Origin of the sequence: Sphingobacterium sp. UBA2480, assembly GCF_002341965.1 — a bacterium.
Taxonomy (GTDB): Bacteria; Bacteroidota; Bacteroidia; order Sphingobacteriales; family Sphingobacteriaceae; genus Sphingobacterium; species Sphingobacterium multivorum.
Genome location: NZ_DDPA01000006.1, coordinates 280529 through 301346 on the forward strand (window position 1 = coordinate 280529; position 20818 = coordinate 301346).

The 20818-nt window shown below is 39.4% G+C and carries 17 protein-coding genes and 2 tRNA genes; 7 read left to right on the forward strand and 12 right to left on the reverse strand.

The window, feature by feature from the left end:
* Positions 1–77 precede the first annotated feature (77 nt).
* A complete protein-coding gene (gene chrA / locus B3600_RS12875) occupies positions 78–1406 on the forward strand; it encodes a chromate efflux transporter (protein WP_286753193.1) in 1329 nt (442 codons plus the stop codon).
* 137 nt (positions 1407–1543) lie between these two features.
* Here chrA and B3600_RS12880 read toward each other — a convergent pair.
* The 3 genes from B3600_RS12880 to B3600_RS12890 all read right to left on the reverse strand — a co-directional run bounded on the left by B3600_RS12880 (position 1544) and on the right by B3600_RS12890 (position 2307).
* Positions 1544–1628: transfer RNA gene (locus B3600_RS12880), tRNA-Leu, on the reverse strand.
* Between the two features lie 5 nt (positions 1629–1633).
* Positions 1634–1706: transfer RNA gene (locus B3600_RS12885), tRNA-Gly, on the reverse strand.
* Positions 1707–1818: 112 nt separating this feature from the next.
* Positions 1819–2307, reverse strand: coding sequence for a regulatory protein RecX (locus B3600_RS12890; RefSeq protein WP_286753194.1), 489 nt, complete (start codon positions 2305–2307; stop codon positions 1819–1821).
* Between the two features lie 76 nt (positions 2308–2383).
* On the opposite strand from B3600_RS12890, the gene B3600_RS12895 reads away from it, so the two are divergent.
* The gene (locus tag B3600_RS12895) at positions 2384–4825 is read left to right on the forward strand and encodes a bifunctional UDP-N-acetylmuramoyl-tripeptide:D-alanyl-D-alanine ligase/alanine racemase (protein ID WP_286753195.1); all 2442 of its coding nucleotides are present in this window, start codon (positions 2384–2386) and stop codon (positions 4823–4825) included.
* A 44-nt stretch (positions 4826–4869) separates the two neighbouring features.
* A complete protein-coding gene (locus B3600_RS12900) occupies positions 4870–5469 on the forward strand; it encodes a DUF502 domain-containing protein (protein WP_046671757.1) in 600 nt (199 codons plus the stop codon).
* 162 nt (positions 5470–5631) lie between these two features.
* On the opposite strand, the gene B3600_RS12905 is transcribed toward B3600_RS12900, so the two are convergent.
* Complete coding sequence (locus tag B3600_RS12905; RefSeq protein ID WP_046671756.1) at positions 5632–6531, reverse strand: pirin family protein; 900 nt, start codon at positions 6529–6531, stop codon at positions 5632–5634.
* Between the two features lie 45 nt (positions 6532–6576).
* Here B3600_RS12905 and B3600_RS12910 point away from each other — a divergent pair, with 45 nt between their 5' ends.
* Positions 6577–7176 carry a hypothetical protein gene (locus B3600_RS12910; protein ID WP_201638684.1) on the forward strand — a complete coding sequence of 200 codons (600 nt, stop codon included), beginning with the start codon at positions 6577–6579 and terminating at the stop codon, positions 7174–7176.
* Here the strand turns inward: B3600_RS12910 and B3600_RS12915 are convergent.
* The gene (locus tag B3600_RS12915; protein WP_046671754.1) at positions 7173–7955 is read right to left on the reverse strand and encodes a Cof-type HAD-IIB family hydrolase; all 783 of its coding nucleotides are present in this window, start codon (positions 7953–7955) and stop codon (positions 7173–7175) included. The genes B3600_RS12910 and B3600_RS12915 overlap by 4 nt on opposite strands.
* A gap of 560 nt (positions 7956–8515) precedes the next feature.
* Here B3600_RS12915 and dnaE point away from each other — a divergent pair.
* Positions 8516–12934 (forward strand): DNA polymerase III subunit alpha, encoded by a 4419-nt coding sequence (gene dnaE, locus B3600_RS12920; RefSeq protein WP_070566062.1) that lies wholly within the window; start codon positions 8516–8518, stop codon positions 12932–12934.
* A 124-nt stretch (positions 12935–13058) separates the two neighbouring features.
* A complete protein-coding gene (gene trxA, locus B3600_RS12925) occupies positions 13059–13379 on the forward strand; it encodes a thioredoxin (RefSeq protein WP_046671752.1) in 321 nt (106 codons plus the stop codon).
* Between the two features lie 539 nt (positions 13380–13918).
* Here trxA and rplI read toward each other — a convergent pair.
* From rplI to B3600_RS12960, 7 genes are all read right to left on the reverse strand, one after another.
* Positions 13919–14362, reverse strand: coding sequence for a 50S ribosomal protein L9 (rplI, locus tag B3600_RS12930; protein WP_046671751.1), 444 nt, complete (start codon positions 14360–14362; stop codon positions 13919–13921).
* A gap of 15 nt (positions 14363–14377) precedes the next feature.
* On the reverse strand, positions 14378–14641 hold the full coding sequence (rpsR, locus tag B3600_RS12935; RefSeq protein ID WP_028071347.1) for a 30S ribosomal protein S18: 264 nt from the start codon (positions 14639–14641) through the stop codon (positions 14378–14380).
* Positions 14641–15009, reverse strand: coding sequence for a 30S ribosomal protein S6 (rpsF, locus tag B3600_RS12940; protein WP_046671750.1), 369 nt, complete (start codon positions 15007–15009; stop codon positions 14641–14643). Before rpsF ends, rpsR begins: the two co-directional genes overlap by 1 nt.
* Positions 15010–15157: 148 nt before the next feature.
* Positions 15158–16036 carry a 4-hydroxy-tetrahydrodipicolinate synthase gene (dapA, locus tag B3600_RS12945; protein ID WP_046671749.1) on the reverse strand — a complete coding sequence of 293 codons (879 nt, stop codon included), beginning with the start codon at positions 16034–16036 and terminating at the stop codon, positions 15158–15160.
* Positions 16037–16073: 37 nt separating this feature from the next.
* On the reverse strand, positions 16074–18098 hold the full coding sequence (gene ligA / locus B3600_RS12950) for an NAD-dependent DNA ligase LigA (RefSeq protein WP_070566058.1): 2025 nt from the start codon (positions 18096–18098) through the stop codon (positions 16074–16076).
* Between the two features lie 119 nt (positions 18099–18217).
* Positions 18218–19249: a glycosyltransferase family 2 protein gene (locus B3600_RS12955; protein WP_046671747.1), complete on the reverse strand. Its 1032-nt coding sequence runs from the start codon at positions 19247–19249 to the stop codon at positions 18218–18220.
* A complete protein-coding gene (locus B3600_RS12960) occupies positions 19246–20112 on the reverse strand; it encodes a lysophospholipid acyltransferase family protein (RefSeq protein WP_046671746.1) in 867 nt (288 codons plus the stop codon). Before B3600_RS12960 ends, B3600_RS12955 begins: the two co-directional genes overlap by 4 nt.
* Before the next feature lie 87 nt (positions 20113–20199).
* On the opposite strand from B3600_RS12960, the gene B3600_RS12965 reads away from it, so the two are divergent.
* Positions 20200–20811, forward strand: coding sequence for a WbqC family protein (locus tag B3600_RS12965; RefSeq protein ID WP_286753196.1), 612 nt, complete (start codon positions 20200–20202; stop codon positions 20809–20811).
* Positions 20812–20818: the final 7 nt, after the last annotated feature.

Here is a 20818-nt window from a genome sequence, read left to right on the forward strand (position 1 = left end):
AGATATCGGTAGGAGGCTCGCGCTGTGGAGATTGTTTTCGATAAGGTACGAGTCTAGGGGAAATAGCGTTGAAAAAGATGAATTTAGAAGAAGAAGATCATAAACAAAAGCCAATTTTTCGGGAAGCCATCTGGTTTTGGTTTGTGTTAGGTTGGATAAGTTTTGGTGGAACAACTGGTCATGTGACCATTATGCACGATTTTTTGGTCGAAAAGAAAAGATGGGTAAGCAACAGGAAGTTTTTTCAGGCACTCAATGCCTGTATGTTGTTGCCAGGACCTGAGGCGCATCAATTGACGATCTATTTAGGATGGAAGTTGCACGGCTTAAAAGGAGGTGTGTTGGCCGGACTATTTTTTATTGTTCCTTCACTTCTCATTATATTTGGACTCAGTGCACTATATGCGCACTATGGTAACTCCGCATTGCTTATTGCTTTATTTTCGGTTTTAAAACCTGCCGTTCTAGCGATCATTATATTTGCAACCTTTCGAGTGGGGCAGAAATCTCTTGTCAGCATATGGCATTATTTGGTCGCATTGGCTGCCTTTCTGCTCTCGTATTTTGCTGGGGTTCCAATGCCCTGGATTATTGTGGGCGTGATCGCTTTCGGTGCACTATGCTATGCAATCTTGTCAAAAACTTCCAAAATAAATGCCCATCATGAAAAGGAAGATAAGCAGCTCGAATCAGTTTATTATATCAATACGCTCGAAAAACTACCCCCTATATCTTACCGTCGTATTTCTCTTCAGGTTCTGCTGTTTTTCTTACTATGGTTGATTCCGCTGTCCATTTTACTGTTTTTTACTATCGATACGGAATTTTGGAAGACACTTTCCTTTTTGTTTACAAAGTCTGCTTATTTGACTATTGGAGGTTCTTATACAGTCATTCCTTATGTTGCGGCCCTTGTGACAGAGAAATTGTTTTGGCTTTCCAAGAGCCAGATGATAGATGGATTTGCGCTTGCAGAGACAACCCCGGGGCCTTTAGTGGTCGTTTTGGCCTATGTTGGTTTCATGGCCGGCTTCAATCATTTCCATCAGTCCTATTCTATGGCAGCACTAGGTTTGGTCGCTACAGCATATTTTACCTTTTTGCCAAACTTTGCCCTGATTTTTGTTGGGGCACCACTGATCGAACGGACCCAAAAAAATGCATGTATACAATTTATTCTGTCTTTAGTAACAGCATCGGTCGTTGGTGTAATCGTTAATTTAGCCTGTTATTTAGGGCTAGGAATTCTATTTCCAGGTGGGGTTAGTTCTTGGTATGCCATTGAGCCGATGGCTTTGGTATGGGTGCTATTTTCACTTTTTCTTTTATTCAACTATAAAATAGGCATGTTGAAACTTATACTGTTAAGTTTGGCCTATGGCTTTCTCTTATTTTTATGGCGATAAAATAAAAATGTCCATCGACTGATGAGCTTCGCGAGCAAATTTATAAAAGATTGAAGGGGGGAGTGAATTTGATAGGGTTATTCTAGGTTACAGACGCATATAAACAAGAAAAGCCCATCGTTAGATGAGCTTTCTTGTACCTAGGGCGGGAATCGAACCCGCACTCCCTTAACGGGAACAGGATTTTAAGTCCTGCGTGTCTACCAGTTCCACCACCTAGGCAGGTGAGCGAAAAACGAGATTCGAACTCGCGACCCCAACCTTGGCAAGGTTGTGCTCTACCAGCTGAGCTATTTTCGCATTGGAATTTTATTTCAATTTTCAAAAGAACCTTGCGTTCCTTTTTGGTGATGCAAATATAGAGCGAAAATTCAATATTGCAAAATATTTATTTACTTTCTTTCTGTGTTTTTTATAACTCCTTTGAATTCAGTATAGAAAAAATTAAATCACTCTCAAATCCGCGAGATAGTGCAAACTGATAAACTTTGTTTTTAACTGCATAGCGGTCCTTGCCACTAATTTCACGGAGTTTTTTGTCAATGATGTGATTTAAGATTTGTTCATATTCATCGAGATCGATTTGCTTAAATGCAATTTTTATCAATTGCTCGGATACCCGTTTTGCCTTGAGTGCCTGCTTGATTTTTACTTTGCCCCAGCCTTTCATGCGGAGCTTTCCGTTACAGTAGGCAATAGCAAAGCGTTCTTCATTTAAAAAATTATCGGCGATCAAATTGGCCAAAATATTTTCGACTTCTACTTCGTGTAGTCCCCAGCTGTAGAGCTTATCGCGTACTTCTTGCTGTGCGCGTTCTTGATAGACGCAATAGCTTTCCGCTTTCAACTGTGCCTGATGCTGCGTTAATATCTTCTTATTTCTTTTTTCCTCGTCAAACATATTGTCAAAATTTCAAAAATAATATGAAATAACTAAAAAAATGTTCAGTTTTGACACAATCAAAAATATCAGGAGAATGTACAAAATATCGGAAATCGCCCAGATTTTACATCCCAATCGCACATTTATCACGGATCCCAATTCTTTTGTCCAGCATTTATTTTACGACAGCCGTAAAATTGTCCAAGCGGACAACGGGATTTTTTTTGCACTTCAGAAGAATAGAGATGGCCACCGTTATATTAGAGAAGCTTATGATAAGGGAGTTCGTAATTTTGTGCTTCAAATCGATAGTGCACAGGAAATGGAGTTTTTGGAGGCTAACATTCTTTGGGTAGCGGATAGCTTGGTCGCTATGCAGGAACTGGCAACTTTTCATCGGCAGAAATTCGATTACCCGGTCATTGGAATCACTGGTAGCAATGGTAAAACGATAGTGAAAGAATGGCTTTTTCAGCTGATGTCTCCTGAATATAAGATCTATAGAAGTCCCAAGAGTTATAACTCTCAGCTCGGTGTGGCACTTTCGTTATGGGGACTATCCGATCAGTATAATCTTGCGCTGATCGAAGCAGGAATTTCAGAGAAAGGAGAAATGCAGCGCCTTGAGCAGATGATAAAACCAACCATAGGACTATTGACCAACATTGGTGTGGCACATAAAGCCGGTTTTAAATCGAAGGAGGAAAAGATTTATGAAAAGCTCGAGTTGTTTAAACATGTTGAAACCATGATTTTTCCGAATACTTACCTAGAAAATGTTCAATTGCCTTATCGGCCACGAAAATTTTCCTGGGGGCTTGATGAGGGGCTTTCTTTGGAGGTGTATTCCATCAAACAGGTCAACGACCGATTTACTATGGTAACCTTCTATTATACCGGGCGCACCTTTGCTGTTGAAGTACCGTTTGTGGATAAAGGAAATGTTGAGAATGCCATAAATTGTGTAGCGGTGATGCTACGTTTTGGTTATGAAAATGAAGTGATCGCATCAAGGATTAAAGAATTGCAGCCTGTGGCGATGCGTCTTGAGTTAAAAAAAGGAAAAAAGAATAGCTCCATTATCGATGACTCGTATAGTAATGATCTGGATGCACTACAAATAGCCCTGGAGTTTTTAAATCAACAGGGCCAGCATCCGTTCAAGATGTTGATATTATCGGATATTCCCGGTGTTACTATCGAAGATGAAAAAAGCTTGTCCAAGCTGAGACGTTTGCTTAGTGAGTATCGTTTGGATAAATTGATATTGATAGGTGAAGTGTTGCCTAAATTGGCTGCACAATTTGATGTGCCTTCCATTTCATATAGCGATACTGCTGCTTTTTTGGCCGATATAAGGTCGCTTTCTTTTGAAAATGCGACGGTATTACTGAAAGGAGGACGGGAGTTTCATTTTGAACGTATCAGTCAGCTTTTGGTCGCAAAATCACATGATACAGTGCTTGAAATCAATTTGAATGCACTCGAGAATAATTTGAACGTTTATCGACAATTGCTGCCAAAACAGGTGAAGCTGATGACGATGGTCAAAGCTTTCTCTTACGGTAGTGGAAGTTTCGAGATTGCAAATCTTTTGCAATTCAATCGGGTGGATTATCTGACGGTCGCTTTTGCGGATGAGGGGGTGGATTTGCGCGGTGCAGGAATCACATTGCCTATTGTGGTAATGAGTCCGGATGAAAGTTCTTTTGAGTCCATCGTTCAGTACAACCTTGAACCGGAGATTTATAGCTTTAGAATATTGTTTTCCTTCTTGAATTTTCTGAAAACGAAACAGATAACTTCCTTTCCGATTCATATTAAGATAGATACTGGCATGCATCGGTTGGGTTTTATGCCTGACGAGGTCAATCGTTTAATAGCTGTGTTGCGTACGGAAGCGGTTTTAGAGGTTAAATCTGCCTTTTCCCATTTAGCGTCTGCAGGAAATGAAAAGGACCGGGAATTTACACAGCGACAAATTGATCTGCTGGATGACTTTACGAAACGTCTAGAAAGTGGTCTAGGATATTCCTTTCTACGTCATATTGCAGCAACCTCGGGTATTGAACTGTGGCCGAATGCGTATTTTGATATGGTACGATTGGGGATCGGTCTCTATGGTATCGATATTGAGCGGCATGATTTACCCATTAGGGAGGCGAGTACCTTGAAAACTAATGTGACGCAAATTAAATACCTCCCGGCAAGTGAGACCGTAGGTTATAATAGGCACGGTGTTCTGTATAGAGATAGTAAGATCGCCACGATTAAAATTGGTTATGCGGACGGTTACGATAGGCGTTTTGGTAATGGTGTCGGTAAAATGTTGGTTAACGGTTTTTTAGTCCCTACTATTGGTGATATCTGTATGGATATGTGTATGCTGGATGTAACGGATGTGGAAGTTGGAGAGGAAGATGAAGTTATCGTGTACCCTGATATAAAGTCAGCAGCGAAGGCTATAGGAACGATCCCTTATGAACTGCTGACCAGTATTTCCCAACGCGTAAAAAGAGTATATTTTTATGAATAATAAAGGATATTCTGCATTTTTGAATAATATTTGATTTTCAATTCATGTTTAGCAAATTAATTAGAGGCTTTATTAATTATTTGATAAGAGGTATCCTGGTGGTGGTTCCTCTAGCTGGTGCTATTTTTTTAATAGTTTGGATTGTTGCATCAGTTGATTCGGCATTGAATCTAACTGAACATTTTTTGGAAGATGATAGAGGGCATCCCTTGTATATTCCGGGAATAGGTATTCTGACCGTTATTTTGGTGTTGGTTTTGGCAGGGCTTATTTTTACAAATTTTGTTACAGATCCAATTAAAGTGTGGATTAATCATCAGATCCAGCGGATTCCACTTTTAAATACATTATATTCTTCGATTAAAGATTTTACAGAGGCCTTTGTTGGTGATGCAAAGAAATTTAATGAACCTGTCTTGGTAACGGTGAATGAGTTTGGTCTGAAGAAGATAGGTTTCTTAACGCAACATGATTTAAAAAGCATTGGGCTTGAAGAAGAGGTTATGGTGTATTTTCCATATTCATATTCTTTTGCGGGACAGGTTGTCATTATCAGTGCAGACAAGGTGAAAAAATTAGATATGTCGCCAACAGATGCCATGAAATTGGTTGTTTCCGGTGGTGTGAGCGGGATAGCCCATTAGTACTTCTTTGCAACAGTTGACTTTAAGATTTATTCAATAAAAAGGCTGGAAATTGTCCACAATTTCCAGCCTTTTTGTTTTCGTCTGTTTTGTCCTTCCAATTGTAATCCCGTACGGCAGATACGTTTGCGATTGCCAAGTTTAAATGAAGAAATAGTGCTGCTAAGCTTTTTTCTGCCCTAAAGTTGGATTTACTGGCGGGATTGGAATATAGCCGTCATCTCCAGGAACTTTTGGAAATTCATGTTTTTCCCATTTTTCGCGCGCTATTTTTAATGTTTCAATGTCCGAAGCGACGAAGTTCCAGTCGATATAGCGTTGTTCAGGAAAAGGTTCGCCACCAAAAATGTAGACCGAGGTTCCAGCCTCCATTTTGAATTCACATAGTTTCGCATCTTTGGCAACTAAAATCTGCTTTGGACCGAATTCCTGACCTTCCGCATGAACAGTCCCATGCAGGATATATAATCCACTTTCGCCATATAGATGATCACCTAGTTTAATAGTTGCATCTTTTTCCGCTTTGATTTCAATAAGGTATAATGGGCTGTATACGGGGACCTCGGAACGGTGATCTTTAATTTCTCCTGCAATTAAGCGATAGGATACGCCATCTTCGGTCCAATGTGGAAGTTGCGGTTCTTCTATGTGAACAAAATTAGGCTCCATTTTTTCGAGTTCTTTTGGTAGGGCCACCCAAATCTGCAGTCCATGGAGGTCGTGCGGCGTCGATCGCAGTTGTTCCGGGGTTCTTTCGGAGTGTGTGACACCCTTACCTGCCGTCATCCAATTGACTGCTCCAGGTTTGATCTCAACGGCATTTCCTAAGCTGTCCCGGTGCATAATGCTACCTTCGAATAGATAAGTCAATGTGGATAACCCGATATGCGGATGTGGTGCAATATCCATAAAGTGCGGTTCGGCAATGTTATCAGGTCCCATGTGGTCAATGAAGATAAAAGGGCCGACCATACGTTTCTGCCTGAAAGGAAGAAGTCGCCCAACTAAGAAATTGCCTATGTCAGCGGCTCTTTCTTCAATAACTATTGCAATATTTGACATAATGTTTCCTTATTTTTGTGTTTCTAATCTACAGCAATTTAAGAAATGTCAAGTATAATCAATCGTTTTTTGGGTAAAAAGAGTGTAAGAAATGAAGCGCTTTTGGCACTGGCAGATAGGTTGTCTTTTAGGAACAGTCAGCTGGACAGTTTTTTGATCGATCACCTAATACAAAGTAACAAAATAGATCCAGCCGACTTTTTTGCTTTCCAAGAGCAGTTGCTTAAGCTTCATGTTGACCGATTGGAGTCGATGCAGGTGGAGCTTAGCTTGTTGAACCAATATTTGCAATTGGCTGAACGTTTTCTTCCAGCAGGTTTTACAGTCAAATGGGAAAATAAGCTTCAGTCTCAGGAGGAGATGATGTTGCCGCCGCTCATTCTTTTTCCTGTGGTACAGCATGCTGTTGAGAATGGTTATAATACGATGTCTTCTCATCCTGTACGGATCCGATTATCGGGCTCATCCAAGTTGATTATGCTTGAAGTTAGCTATCGTGTGAACCATTATCTGGAAAGTCAATTTAGCAGTACACTGATACGTGATTTTAGACAGCGATTGGACTATCTTTTTCCGGAAAAACATAATTTGCTGATGAATAGCAACAGCAATACTTCTCGAATAACTTTAACTATCCAACTTTAGATGATATTGAAGTGTTTTAATGCATTCCAGATACCATTTTCATCAACACTGTCTGTTATATAATCTGCAATTTCCTTTACCTCGGGATTTGCATTACCCATAGCAATTCCAATGTGGGTGTGCGCTAGCATGGTAATATCATTTCCGCCATCGCCAAATGACATAGTTTCTTCCAAGGTAAAGTTGAAATGATCTAAAAAAACATCTATTCCAATTTTTTTGCTTTGCCCCATCGGATTTACATCCGCAAAAATGGGCGTCCATCTCGAAGCAACTGAATTTGGCATCACATTTTCCATGAATTCAGCTTCTTCTTCAGGATTGATGAAAACATTGACCTGCATAACGGAGTCCAGATCAAAATCCTTTTCGTAATCCCGAATAGGTGGTGTCGGCACATTGACCTGTTCGTACATTCGTTGTACCTCAGGTGTAACCTGGTTTAAGGAAATTTCCTTTTCGGACATAAATGAAAAAGTCAGGTCCTCACGCTTTTTAGCATAATCCAATAAGGAGCGAATGTCTTTTTGAGGGATGTTATTTTTATAAATGACTTCCTGTTCCTTTGTGACGCAATACCCGCCATTGAAGGTGATATATCCATCAAAATCGAGGTAACGAATATGTCCCAGCTGATTGTAGGATCGTCCTGTTGAAACAAATACCTTGATGTTTTTTTCTTTTAATAATTGAAATGCCTGTTGAGTAGATTCGGGAACCTGATGTGTTTTGAAACTTAGCAAAGTTCCATCGATGTCAAAAAAGATCGCTTTAATCATGGATTTTTGGGTCAAAACCAAATATACTAAATACTTAGGATAGTGTAACTATTACAATATTAAATCTGAGGCGTTTTATCTCCTACAGACCATGAGAATTTTACCACATTGGTGGAAGAAAGGTGAATGTCAAATTTGTAATTAAAAGGAAATAAAACCTGAAATAAAAGGGACTTAATAGGTAGATTATAGGGCTTCATCCGAATGAGGTCCCTATGAGGTCCCTATGAGGTCCCTATTAGATACGTATTAAATGTGTTGTTAATTTGATATAAACTTGGCTCCTTCAATATATACGAAAAAAAGAGGCCGGGGGCTTTACGATTTGGTTTGATATTTACTCATGGGATACACATAAAAAAAAGAAGATTGAGGAGTTTATGATGTTATTTCTTGTTGAAGCGGAACCGGTAGGCGGTATCGTGTGGCGCTAGATTTTCTTTAGTGGATTTTCGCAAAAATCTGACATAATCTTCTCTAATAATTTCGTAAATTTCAAGTTCAAAAAAATGTAAATTGTCTTGCATTTAATGTGTTGTATTAAAGAGGGTTAGAATTTTATGTATATTATTTTCGATACGGAAACGACGGGTTTGCCTAAGCGTTGGGACGCACCAATTACCGATACGGACAATTGGCCTCGCTGTATTCAATTGGCTTGGCAGATTCATGATGAGATGGGAAATTTGGTCGAACATCACGATTTCTTGATTAAGCCAGATGGATTTGATATACCCTATGACTCTGAAAAAATACACGGCATATCGACTGCATTGGCAGAAGAGCAGGGATTGCCGCTCCAGGAGGTCTTAGAGAAATTCAATGTGGCATTGAATAAAGCCAAGTTTGTTGTTGGACAAAATATTGGTTTTGATTTGAATATCATGGGCTGTGAATTTTACCGTTATGGTGTTACGTCCAATATGGCTAATATGCCTGTATTGGATACCTGTACGGAAGTAACAGCTGAACTTCTGAAAATTCCAGGCGGTCGTGGTGGACGCTTTAAACTACCCAATTTGACTGAGTTGCATTCCTATTTATTTGGAGTGCCATTTGCTGAGGCACATAATGCAACAGCCGACGTTGAAGCGACAACACGTTGTTTTCTGGAGCTTGTAAGAAGAGAGGTGTTCACTGCCGAAGAACTTCAGGTCGATACGGGCTACTTTGTCGATTTTAAAGCCAACAATCCGGGGCCTATACCCACTGTTGGACTGAAACATATCAACCTAAAAGCAGCTTCTGATGAAATTAGAAAACGGTCTCAGCCAGATGAAGTCAAGGTTGTCGTTGATGCGGACGCGTTAGCAGCTTTAAAGGATGCCAAATTTGCCCATTTACATAACCACTCTCAGTTTTCGATCCTGCAGTCGACGATGTCGTACGATAAGTTAGTTTCGGCAGCGGTGAAGGATAATATGCCTGCTGTTGCATTAACGGACCACGGAAATATGATGGGGGCTTTTGAGTTTGTCTCTCGTGTTATAAGTCATAATAAAGAAGTTGAAGCGCAAAATGCGGAGGCAGTTGAGAATGGAGAGGAGCCTACTGGTCAGCTTTTAAAGCCAATTGTTGGTTGTGAATTTTTTGTTTGTGAAAACCACAAAGATAAGTCGAGGAAGGATAATGGTTATCAGATTGTGTTATTGGCGAAAAATAAACGGGGGTACCATAATTTGGCTAAACTGGCTTCTTTTGCTTATACCGCGGGCTTCTATTATGTGCCGCGGATTGATAAAGATCTTATTCTTCAATACAAGGAAGATGTTATCGCTTTGTCAGGTAACCTACAAGGCGAGGTGCCGAATAAAATACTGAATATAGGTGAGAGTCAGGCCGAAGAGGCTTTGCTGTGGTGGAAAGAACAATTTGGGGATGATTTTTACCTGGAATTAATGCGTCATGGTCAGGAAGATGAGGATCGTGTGAATCAAACCTTGCTTAAATTTTCCCGCAAATATCAGGTCAAAGTTGTTGCGACCAATAATACATATTACGAGAAGAAAGGCGATGCACATGCGCATGATATTTTGCTCTGTGTGAAAGATGGTGAAAAGCTATCGACTCCAAAAGGTAGGGGACGTGGATTCCGTTTTGGTTTACCCAATCAGGAATATTATTTCAAATCTTCAGATGAAATGAAGGCCCTTTTTAAAGATTTGCCCGAAGCGATTCTAAATATTCAGGAGATTGTCGATAAGGTAGAGATATTTAAGTTAAACCGCGATGTCCTATTACCTAAATTTGATATTCCTGAGGAATTTCAGGTGGAAGCCGATCTTGAAGATGGGGGAAAACGTGGTGAAAATAAATACCTGGCGCATCTTTGTTATGTGGGGGCTGAGAAGCGTTATGAGGAAATAACAGATGATATTCGCGAACGTCTTGACTTTGAGTTGGCTACCATTGAGAAAACGGGGTATCCAGGTTACTTTTTGATTGTTCAGGATTTTATTGCGGCGGCCCGGGATATGGGAGTTTCCGTGGGGCCGGGACGGGGATCTGCTGCTGGTTCGGCAGTAGCTTATTGTTTGGGAATTACCAATATCGATCCGATTAAATATGACTTGCTTTTTGAGCGTTTCTTAAATCCCGACCGTGTGTCCATGCCTGATATTGATATCGATTTTGATGACGAGGGACGTGGACGTGTCATGCAATATGTAATCAATAAATATGGTGCTAGTCAAGTTGCCCAGATTATTACCTATGGTACAATGGCAGCAAAGTCATCCATCAAAGATACAGCGCGTGTATTGGACTTACCTTTGGGTGATGCCAATGAAATTGCCAAGCTGATTCCGAACCTTAAATTATCCAAGATTTTTACTTTAGATGATGCCGGTTTAAAGGAAAAGCTAAGGACTGAGGAAATTGAAGCCGTCAATAGATTGAAATCTATTGCGGATGGTGCTGGATTGGAAGCGGAAACGATCAGACAGGCCCGGGTTTTGGAGGGTTCTGTACGAAATACAGGTATCCATGCCTGTGGTGTTATTATTACACCAGACGATATTACTAATTTCGTTCCTGTTTCTTTGGCAAAAGACTCTGATCTTTATGTGACGCAGTTCGATAACCACGTTGTTGAAAGTGCCGGTTTGCTGAAAATGGACTTTTTGGGTTTAAAGACACTGACACTGATTAAAGATACGGTTGAAAATGTCAAATTAAGTCATGGTATTGTGCTGGATCCGGATCAGTTTCCGATCGACGATGAGCTTACGTATGAGCTCTTTCAGCGTGGAGAAACCATAGGGGTGTTCCAGTATGAATCTCCTGGAATGCAGAAATACATGCGCGACCTTAAGCCGACAGTATTTGCCGATTTGATTGCGATGAATGCACTCTATCGTCCGGGACCAATCGAATATATTCCAAGTTTTATTAAGCGTAAGCACGGTATAGACCCCATTGTTTACGATTTGGATGCTTGTGAGGAATACCTCAAGGAAACCTACGGTATTACAGTCTACCAGGAGCAGGTTATGCTCTTGTCCCAGAAGCTTGCGGGATTTTCAAAAGGTGATGCCGATGTCTTGCGTAAGGCTATGGGTAAGAAGCAAAAGGCTGTACTCGATAAGATGAAGCCGAAGTTTGTTTCGCAGGCAGAGGAGAAAGGGCATAATGCAAAAGTTCTGGAGAAGATTTGGACCGACTGGGAAGCTTTTGCGAGTTATGCATTTAATAAATCCCACTCGACCTGTTATGCTTGGGTTGCTTATCAGACCGCTTATTTAAAAGCGCATTTTCCTGCGGAATACATGGCTGCGGTACTTTCCAATAACATGAATGATATCAAGCAGGTGACATTCTTTATGGAGGAATGTAAACGAATGGGCTTGCAGGTATTGGGTCCAGATGTGAATGAATCCTATTATAAGTTTACGGTAAATGAATCTGGAGCTATTCGTTTTGGAATAGGTGCGGTGAAAGGTGTTGGGGCAGGAGCGGTAGACGCTATCGTGCAAACACGGCAATCAGGATTGTATAAATCTGTTTTTGATATGGCTAAACGAATCGATCTTCGTGCGGTCAACAAGAAAGCTTTTGAGAGTCTGGCTTATGCTGGAGGCTTTGATAGTTTTGAGAATACGCACCGTGCACAATATTTTCATTCGGATGAAAATTCAACAGGAATGGAAAAGGCGATCCGATTTGGCCAGCGCTTTAAGGAAAATGAAAGTTCGGCCCAAGCGAGCTTGTTTGGTGTAGGAGGGGCTGCAGAATTGCCTGAGCCGGTTTTGGCGCCATGTCCGCAATGGGGATTGATTGAAAAGCTTAAATATGAAAAAGATGTTATCGGTATTTATCTGACCAGTCACCCCTTGGATACCTACCGGTTTGAGATTGAACATTTTTGTCAGAATTCGGTGTCAGATTTGGCCTTGATCAATAAGGTTAAGGCGGCAGAGGTCGATGAAGAGACTTTGCTTGAGTTTAATCGGATCAAGAACAAAGAATTGGTGATTGGTGGTATTATCGCATCGGCAAACCATCGATTGACGAAGACGGGTAAGCCTTTTGCGTCATTTATCATCGAGGATTATAGTGATTCTTATGATATGGCAGTTTTCGGTGAAGAATATGTCAAGTTGAAGGGATATTTGCAAGAGGGATATTTTGTGCAATTGCGGGGTTTGGTACAGGAGCGTTTCAGACAGGTTGGAAATTGGGGCTTTGAGCTACGCAGTGTGCAGTTGCTTTCGGATCTTCGTGAGAAGATGGCGAAGAGTTTTACGATCAATATTCCTTTACCTAAGTTGAACGAAGCATTTCTTGATGGTATCAAGGATATACTGGCGCAAAATGAGATCGAGGGAGTTGTGCCAAATTGTCAATTAAAGTTTAAAATCTGGGATCCCCAAGATGAAATATCTGTCGAAATGCCAGCTAAAAGTCTGAAAATAAACCTAACAAATGAATTTTTGGACTGTATAGATAAGTTTGAAGGGATAAATTACCGATTGAATTAGTTTGGATTAGAATTTGTGTAATTAAGATTACAAATACATTGGTAGTAGTTACTATCTTTGTTTATTGATTTTAGCAATTAAATAGTATTATAGATATAACTTCGGTTTATAAAATTAAAAGATTATGGCATTAGAAATTACAGATAGCAACTTTGAAGAAGTTGTCTTAAAAGCAGACAAACCAGTATTAATCGATTTTTGGGCAGAGTGGTGTGGTCCTTGCCGTATGGTAGGTCCTGTGGTTGAAGAATTGGCTAAGGATTATGAAGGTAAAGCTGTTGTAGGAAAAGTGAATGTAGATGAAAATCCAGAGATTTCTGTTCGTTATGGCATTCGTAATATTCCAGCTTTATTGTTCTTTAAAAATGGAGAAATCGTTGATAAACAAATTGGAGCTGTTCCAAAATCAGTATTGAACGAGAAATTGGAAAAACAATTAGCATAATTTAGCGGAAAAATTAAAAAAAATAGCCTGAAACATTGTGTTTTAGGCTATTTTTTTTAATTTTTTACTGTTTTTATCTTGTTTTTACAATTTTTTGTTTGTTTTTATGCTGATTTTATTTTTTTTATAGTGTTTTCTTGATTTTATACTCTTGTTATTTCATGTTTTTTTGAGTTTTACTGATTTTTCTATTGATATTTTTGTTTTTTTAAGTTATTTGTGTTTTTTTTTAGAAAAAAAATGAATTTAATTTGTAAAAATGAATATTTTTTGCTTCTTTTGAGTATTGAAATTGAGTTTCGAAAATAATTTGTTCCGATTTTCTTGATTTTGATAGTTTTTTTATGATTCGATAGTTTAAGAGTTGTTTTTTTTGAAAAAAAATAGAGATTGATAAAGATTTTCCCTTTCAAATACCCTAGATTATGCCTCGCGTTGCTCTCCGTAACGCGAGTTTTTTTTGGGGGTAAAGTAGGGGTAAAACAAAAGCGGCTATCCGAAAGGATAGCCGCTTTATATTATTGACTAAATAAACTGAATTATTCAGCAATTACTTCGAAAGGAACTTGAACTTTCACTTCTTTGTGTAAGTTTAAGTTAGCGATGTATTCACCTAATTCTTTAGGTTCAACTTCGAAAGTGATACGACGACGATCTACATCAAAACCTTTTGCTTTCAACGCATCAGCAATTTGGATGCTGTTTACTTTACCAAAGATTTTACCAGATTCACCTGCTTTAGCACCAATTGAAAGTTTGATAGCTTCCAATTTACCTGCTAATTCAGTAGCGTCTTTTTTGATTTTTTCTTGTTTGAACTGAGCTTGTTTGATGTTCTCAGCTAAAACTTTCTTTGCAGATTCAGTCGCTTGGATAGCAAATCCTTGCGGGATTAAGTAGTTACGACCGAAACCTGGTTTTACATTAACGATATCGTTTTGCTCACCTAAGCCTTTGATATCTTGTTTTAAAATTACTTCCATTCTCTATCGTCCTCCTTATTTAATTGCATCAGCTAAGTAAGGTAATAAGCCGATGTGACGAGCACGTTTAACAGCTTGAGCTACTTTACGTTGAAATTTCAAAGATGTACCAGTTAAACGACGAGGTAAGATTTTACCTTGATCATTTACAAATTTCATCAAGAAGTTAGCATCTTTATAATCGATATATTTGATACCATTCTTTTTGAAACGACAGTATTTTTTACGGTTGTCCTCTACTTTAGGAGCAGTTACGTATTGGATATTTTCGTTAGCCATTAGTTTGCGCCCTCCTCAGTTTTAGTTTCAGCTTTTTTGTTGAATGCACCGCTACGTTTTTTCTCGTTGTATGCTTTAGCATGTTTGTCTAAGCTTACAGTCAAGAAACGCATAATGCGCTCATCACGTTTGTATTCAACCTCTAATTTATTGATTAATTCACCTGGAGCCTTGAATTCAGTTAAGTGATAAAATCCAGTAGTTTTTTTCTGGATTGGATACGCTAATTTTTTCAAACCCCAATTGTCTTCAGCGACAATCTCGGCTCCGCCTTCTGTTAAGATGTTTTTGAATTTTGCGATTACTTCTTTCGCAGCATCATCAGAAAGCAACGGGGTAAGAACGATTACAGATTCGTACTGTTGCATTTTGTTAATTAATTTTGTTATTTAAAATTCCACTTTTGTGGAAGTGCAAAGGTAGTTATTATATTGTTATGTTGCAATGCTTTGAAATAAAAAAGTTTAGACCCTTTCCTGGAATCTAAACTTTTTCTCAAACGAATTCGACTATATCTTAGTTCAATTTCTTTAATTCTTCTTTGATAGCTGCCTGGATTTTTTCGCTAACAGGCACTAAAGGAAGCCTTAATTGATCTTTTCCAATCCCCAATTCCTGCAGAATGTATTTTACACCAGCTGGGTTTCCTTCAATAAAACATAGATCTGTGATGTTAAGAAGTTCATTGTGGATTGATCTAGCTTCGGCATAATTGCCTTCAGCACATAACTTCGCTAATGTGGCTACCTTTTTCGGTAACGCATTTCCGATCACTGAAATGATACCAGCAGCGCCAAGCGACATCATCGGCAAGGTAACCGGATCGTCTCCGGAAATCAATAGAAATTCTGCTGGTTTATCCCGTAGAATTTCGCTGAATTGTGCAAAATTGCCGGAAGCTTCTTTGATGGCTACGATATTCGAAAAATCATTGGCCAGTCGCAATGTTGTCTGTGCTGTTATATTGCTACCCGTACGTCCAGGTACATTGTATAAAATAACCGGAAGTGGAGAGGCGCTTGCAACAGCCTTATAATGCTGGTAAATGCCTTCTTGTGTTGGTTTGTTGTAGTAAGGAGATACCGATAGAATTGCGCAAAAACCTGTTGGATCAAAGTTTTTAATTTGCTCCACAATTTCGGCTGTATTATTTCCACCAATTCCAGCAACCAAGGGTAGTCTACCGTTCACGCGCTTGACAGTAAAATCCCAGATGCGCTTTCGTTCATCATTGGTTAAAGTGGCAACTTCTCCAGTTGTACCTAAAGAAACCAAATAATCCATACCTTCGTTGATTTGCAAGTCAATTAGCTGACCTAATGCTTCGAAATCAACAGATTCATCTGAGTTAAAAGGAGTGACTAATGCTACTCCTGCGCCGTGAAGCTCGTTCATCTTGTTTTTGTATTTATATAAATTTAATTAAAAAAACTTACTTGGGATTAATGAGTTCAAATAGTTCTTGATCATTAATCATCGGGATACCCAATTTTTCAGCCTTCGCTAGTTTGGACGGTCCCATTTTATCTCCTGCCACGAGATAGCTTAGTTTGGCAGAAATGGAAGATAACATCTTTCCGCCATTGCTTTCAATTACAGCTGCCAGCTCTTCACGTGAATGTTCTGCAAATACACCGGAAATCAGAAAAGTTTTCCCTTCAAGTGAATTGCTCGCCAGGATAATCTCCTTTTCCTCAATTTCGAAATTTAAGCCATAATTCCGCAGTGCAACAATCTGTTGTTGATGAATTGGATTGTCTAAGTATTCTTTGACGCTCTCCGCGATACGGCGTCCAATATCTTGTACTCCTTCGATTTCTTCTGTTGAGGCTTGGGCTAGCGCATCAATATTTTTGAAATGCTGCGCCAATTTTTTTGCAATTGTCTCGCCGACATGACGTATTCCAAGCGAAAACAAAACTTTTTCAAAGGGTTTTTCTTTGGATTTTTCAATGCCATTGAGCATGTTATCGATTGATTTTTGACCGAAACGTTCCAGTTGTTGTAGGTCATCTTGATGGTCTTTCAGGCCATAGATGTCAACGATGTTGTGTAGCAAACCTTTCTTGAAGAAAGTATCCACGGTCTCATCTCCCATTCCTTCGATATCCATCATTTTTCGTCCGATAAAATGTTGCATTTTGCCAACAATTTGCGGCGGACATCCAGTTTCATTCGGGCAGTAGTGTACTGCTTCCCCTTCTTGCCGTATAAGTACTGTGCCACATTCCGGACAGGAAGTCGGGTAGACAAAACTTGTCGATCCCGATAACCTTTTGTCGAGGTTTACCCCAATTATTTTAGGGATAATTTCGCCCCCTTTTTCCACAAAAACAGTGTCATCTTCGTGTAGGTCGAGACGTGCGATTTCATTTGCATTGTGTAAGGAAGCGCGTTTTACGGTTGTGCCTGCCAGCTGTACAGGTTGAAGATTGGCAACAGGTGTAACAGCGCCGGTACGTCCAACTTGATAACTAATCGAGTTAAGAATGGTTTCTACACGCTCGGCTTTGAATTTATAGGATATTGCCCAACGTGGATTTTTGGCCGTAAAGCCAAGCTCTTCCTGTTGTGCGTAATCATTTACTTTAATAACGATTCCATCAATTTCATATCCTAGGTTGTGACGTTCGACATCCCAATAGTCAATAAATGCAAAAACATCGGTTAATGTGCTGCATTTTCTGCTATGCTCGCTGACGTGGAATCCCCAGTCTTTGACATGGTTTAAGCTATTCCAATGATCGTGAAATAGATTTGTTCTGTTGTCGCAGTACAAAAAGTAAAGGAAACAGTCCAATGGGCGCTTGGCAACTTCAGCAGAATCTTGGAGTTTGATGGTTCCAGAAGCGAAATTTCTTGGGTTGGCATAGGTTTGCTCCTCATTATCGGCTCGTTCCTTATTCAGGCGGAGAAAAGCTGATTTATGCATAAATATTTCACCTCGTATTTCGAATTGATCTGGATAATCTCCTTCTTTGAGTTTGATCGGGATAGAACGAATCGTTTTAACGTTGTTGGTGACAACATCGCCTTGTGTACCATCCCCGCGTGTAACGGCTTTACTTAGTAAGCCATTTTCATAAGTCAAGCTGATGGATAAACCGTCAAATTTTAATTCACAAACATACTCGAACTGATCGCCGATGATTTTGCGGATCCGCTGGTCGAAGTCAAGTAATTCCTCCTGATTGTATGTGTTGCCCAATGAAAGCATTGGCCAGCGGTGTTTTTCCGTTTGAAATCGGGAGGTAATGTCTCCACCAATACGCTGTGTAGGGGAGTTGGGGTCGGCAAAGTTGGGATATTGAGCTTCCAGCGCTTCGAGTTCCTTTAATTTGAGGTCGAAGTCGTAGTCCGAAATAACACTGTTCGCCAATACATAGTATTGATAGTTATAATGGTTGAGCTCTGCCGTTAAGTCTTTTATCTTTTTTTCAATATCCATCACCAACATTTTGCAAAATTACAAATAAAAAGTACGTTTAAATAAAATAAATAAAGAATCTTGTTGTAATGACTGCTTTATTTTTAAAATGCGGTTTTCTGCATTTTGTGTTTTGGGAAAATAATATGCTATTTAAAATCCTCTGGATTTAGCTGTGAAAATTTATGTTTGTTATTTGTGTAAAAATCAATGATAATTGATTTTGTGTAATGCCCTTTTGTATTTTCTTTCGCCTTGTATTTTTTTCGTTTTTTAGCATTTTTGAAAATATTCAAGAAGAAATACTGATGCGCACGACTGATTGCCCAAGCATCCTTAGGTTTTCTGTCGATCAGAAACTTAGCAAGGGCAGCAAAGTCAAACCAAAGCCTGATGAAAATAATCCATATGGCTTTGCCTAGCGGTAGGTTTTTTTGCAGCATGACCATATTATTCCTAAAATTGAGGTAAGTCTTTTTGGGATTACTTGCATTGAGGGTTCCTCCACCAACATGATAAACAACAGATTTAGGGCAATAACCTATGCCGTAGCCCATTTTCTTTAATCGCCAACACAGGTCGATTTCCTCCATATGAGCAAAGAAATCTTCATCAAGGCCATCTGCTTCCTTCCAGGCTTTTGAGCGAATAAAAAGCGCAGCTCCAGATGCCCAAAAGATCTCAGATTCCTTATCGTACTGTCCCGCATCATCTTCTACTTCATGTAGGATTCTCCCTTTGCAGAATGGAAAGCCAAAGTAATCCAGATAGCCACCGGCGGCTCCGGCATGTTCAAACTTCTGCTTGTCATGAAATGAACGTATTTTGGGCTGTGCTGCTGCCAGGGAAGGGTTTCTTTCCAAGTATTCAATCACGGGTTCAATCCAGTTTTGGCTCACTTCGACATCCGAATTCAGGAGTACATAGTAATCAGCATCTACACGCTGCAGTATTTTGTTATAACCTCCTGCGAAGCCATAGTTTTTATCATTTTCAAGTATAGTAATCGTCGGATAGTACTGTTTCACAAATGAAATTGAATCATCATCGGAGGCATTGTCTCCAATGACAAATTCGACATTCGGATACGAACTATTATATACGGATGGCAAAAATTTTTCCAGGAAAAATCGACCATTCCAATTGAGGATAACGACAGCTACTTTGGGTAATTTACTCATTTTCTACGTTTTCTTTTCCAGCGATTATGTGACCATAACCAATATTCTGGGTTTTCACGAATAAGCTGTTCAGCAAATTGATTGTGTATATCGGTAATTTCATGCTCGCCAAAGCCACTTGGATCTTCGATTAAAGTAACGAATTTACAGAAATACTGCCCTCTTTTGGGCTTTCTTCCGATATAACAATAGACCACAGGTGCTTTACTTATTCTAGAAAGTCTTTCGGCTCCTGTATAGACCAATGTTTCCTGATTTAGCCAATTAATAAAATAATCGGAATCCGAATACAGCGGTGTTTGATCCGCAACGAGTATACTGATATTGGGCTGGCCCTTCAACTTGACGATATGACGGAGTATTTGTTTCATTGGTACCATTTCGGCGCCAAACCGTCCCCGCATGTCATTGTACACCGTGTCAATGTCTTTGTTGTTGAGTGGTTTGTATACTATCAGTGTAGGGAAGTTTGTGATTAAACTCAAACGGTGAATACCAAGCTCCCAATTGGCATAATGTGAAGTCACCCCGATTACGTTTTTGCCTGCCTCGAGGTGTCTCGTCAATTCTTCTACATCTTCCAAAGTCATCTTTTTCTTGACTTCCTCAGCCGTAATCGTTTTCAATTTGATCGATTCGACAAGGAGATCCGGGAAAAAACGGTAAAACTTTTTGGCGATAACCAGGCGTTCTTTATCCGTTTTTTCTGGAAAAGCATTCTTTAAGTTTTGAAATACAATATTCTTCCTATATCCAATCATATAGTAGAGTATGTAATAAAGCCCATCGGAGATCAAATATAGAAACCAATAGGGGAGAAGAGAGATGATATAGATTAATGCGTTTAACGCTTTTTGTTTCATGCTATAGCTAAAATTCCCAGTGTTCTTTACAAATATCCTTAATTTAAGTTATTTTTGCGTCACTTATAACAAAAATCATCAGTTTTTATGGAATCGCAGTTATTACTTCCGGCATGTTATCTTCCACCAATATCTTATTTTCATACAATACAAGAGCATAATCTTCCTTTGTTCATCGAGAAATACGAGCATTTTCAAAAGCAGAGCTATCGTACGCGGGCACGCATTGCTTCAGCAAATGGTGTGCAGGATTTGATCGTACCCATTCAACATGGCAATAAAGAACGAGTTCCCATGAGAGATATTCGGATAAGTTATGAATTTAACTGGCAACGTTTACACTGGTTAAGTATACAGACCGCTTACCGGAGTTCTGCATATTTTGAGTATTATGAGGATGATTTTATACGGTTTTACGAAGGTAAATATGACTATCTCGTCGATTTTAATGTGGCCCAGCTGGAGCTTATTCTAAAATCAATCAAACTTAAACGAACAATAGGGTTTACAGAAGCGTATGTGGCCGAGCCGTTAGAAGCGATCGATTTCCGCAACCTTATACATCCCAAAAAAGAAAGTATATGGCCTGATCCAAAAGAATATTATCAGGTTTTCTCTGATAAAAATGGATTTTACCCAGATTTGAGTATTATCGATTTGTTGTTCAACCAAGGGCCGCAATCAAAAAGTTATCTATAGTCGGACG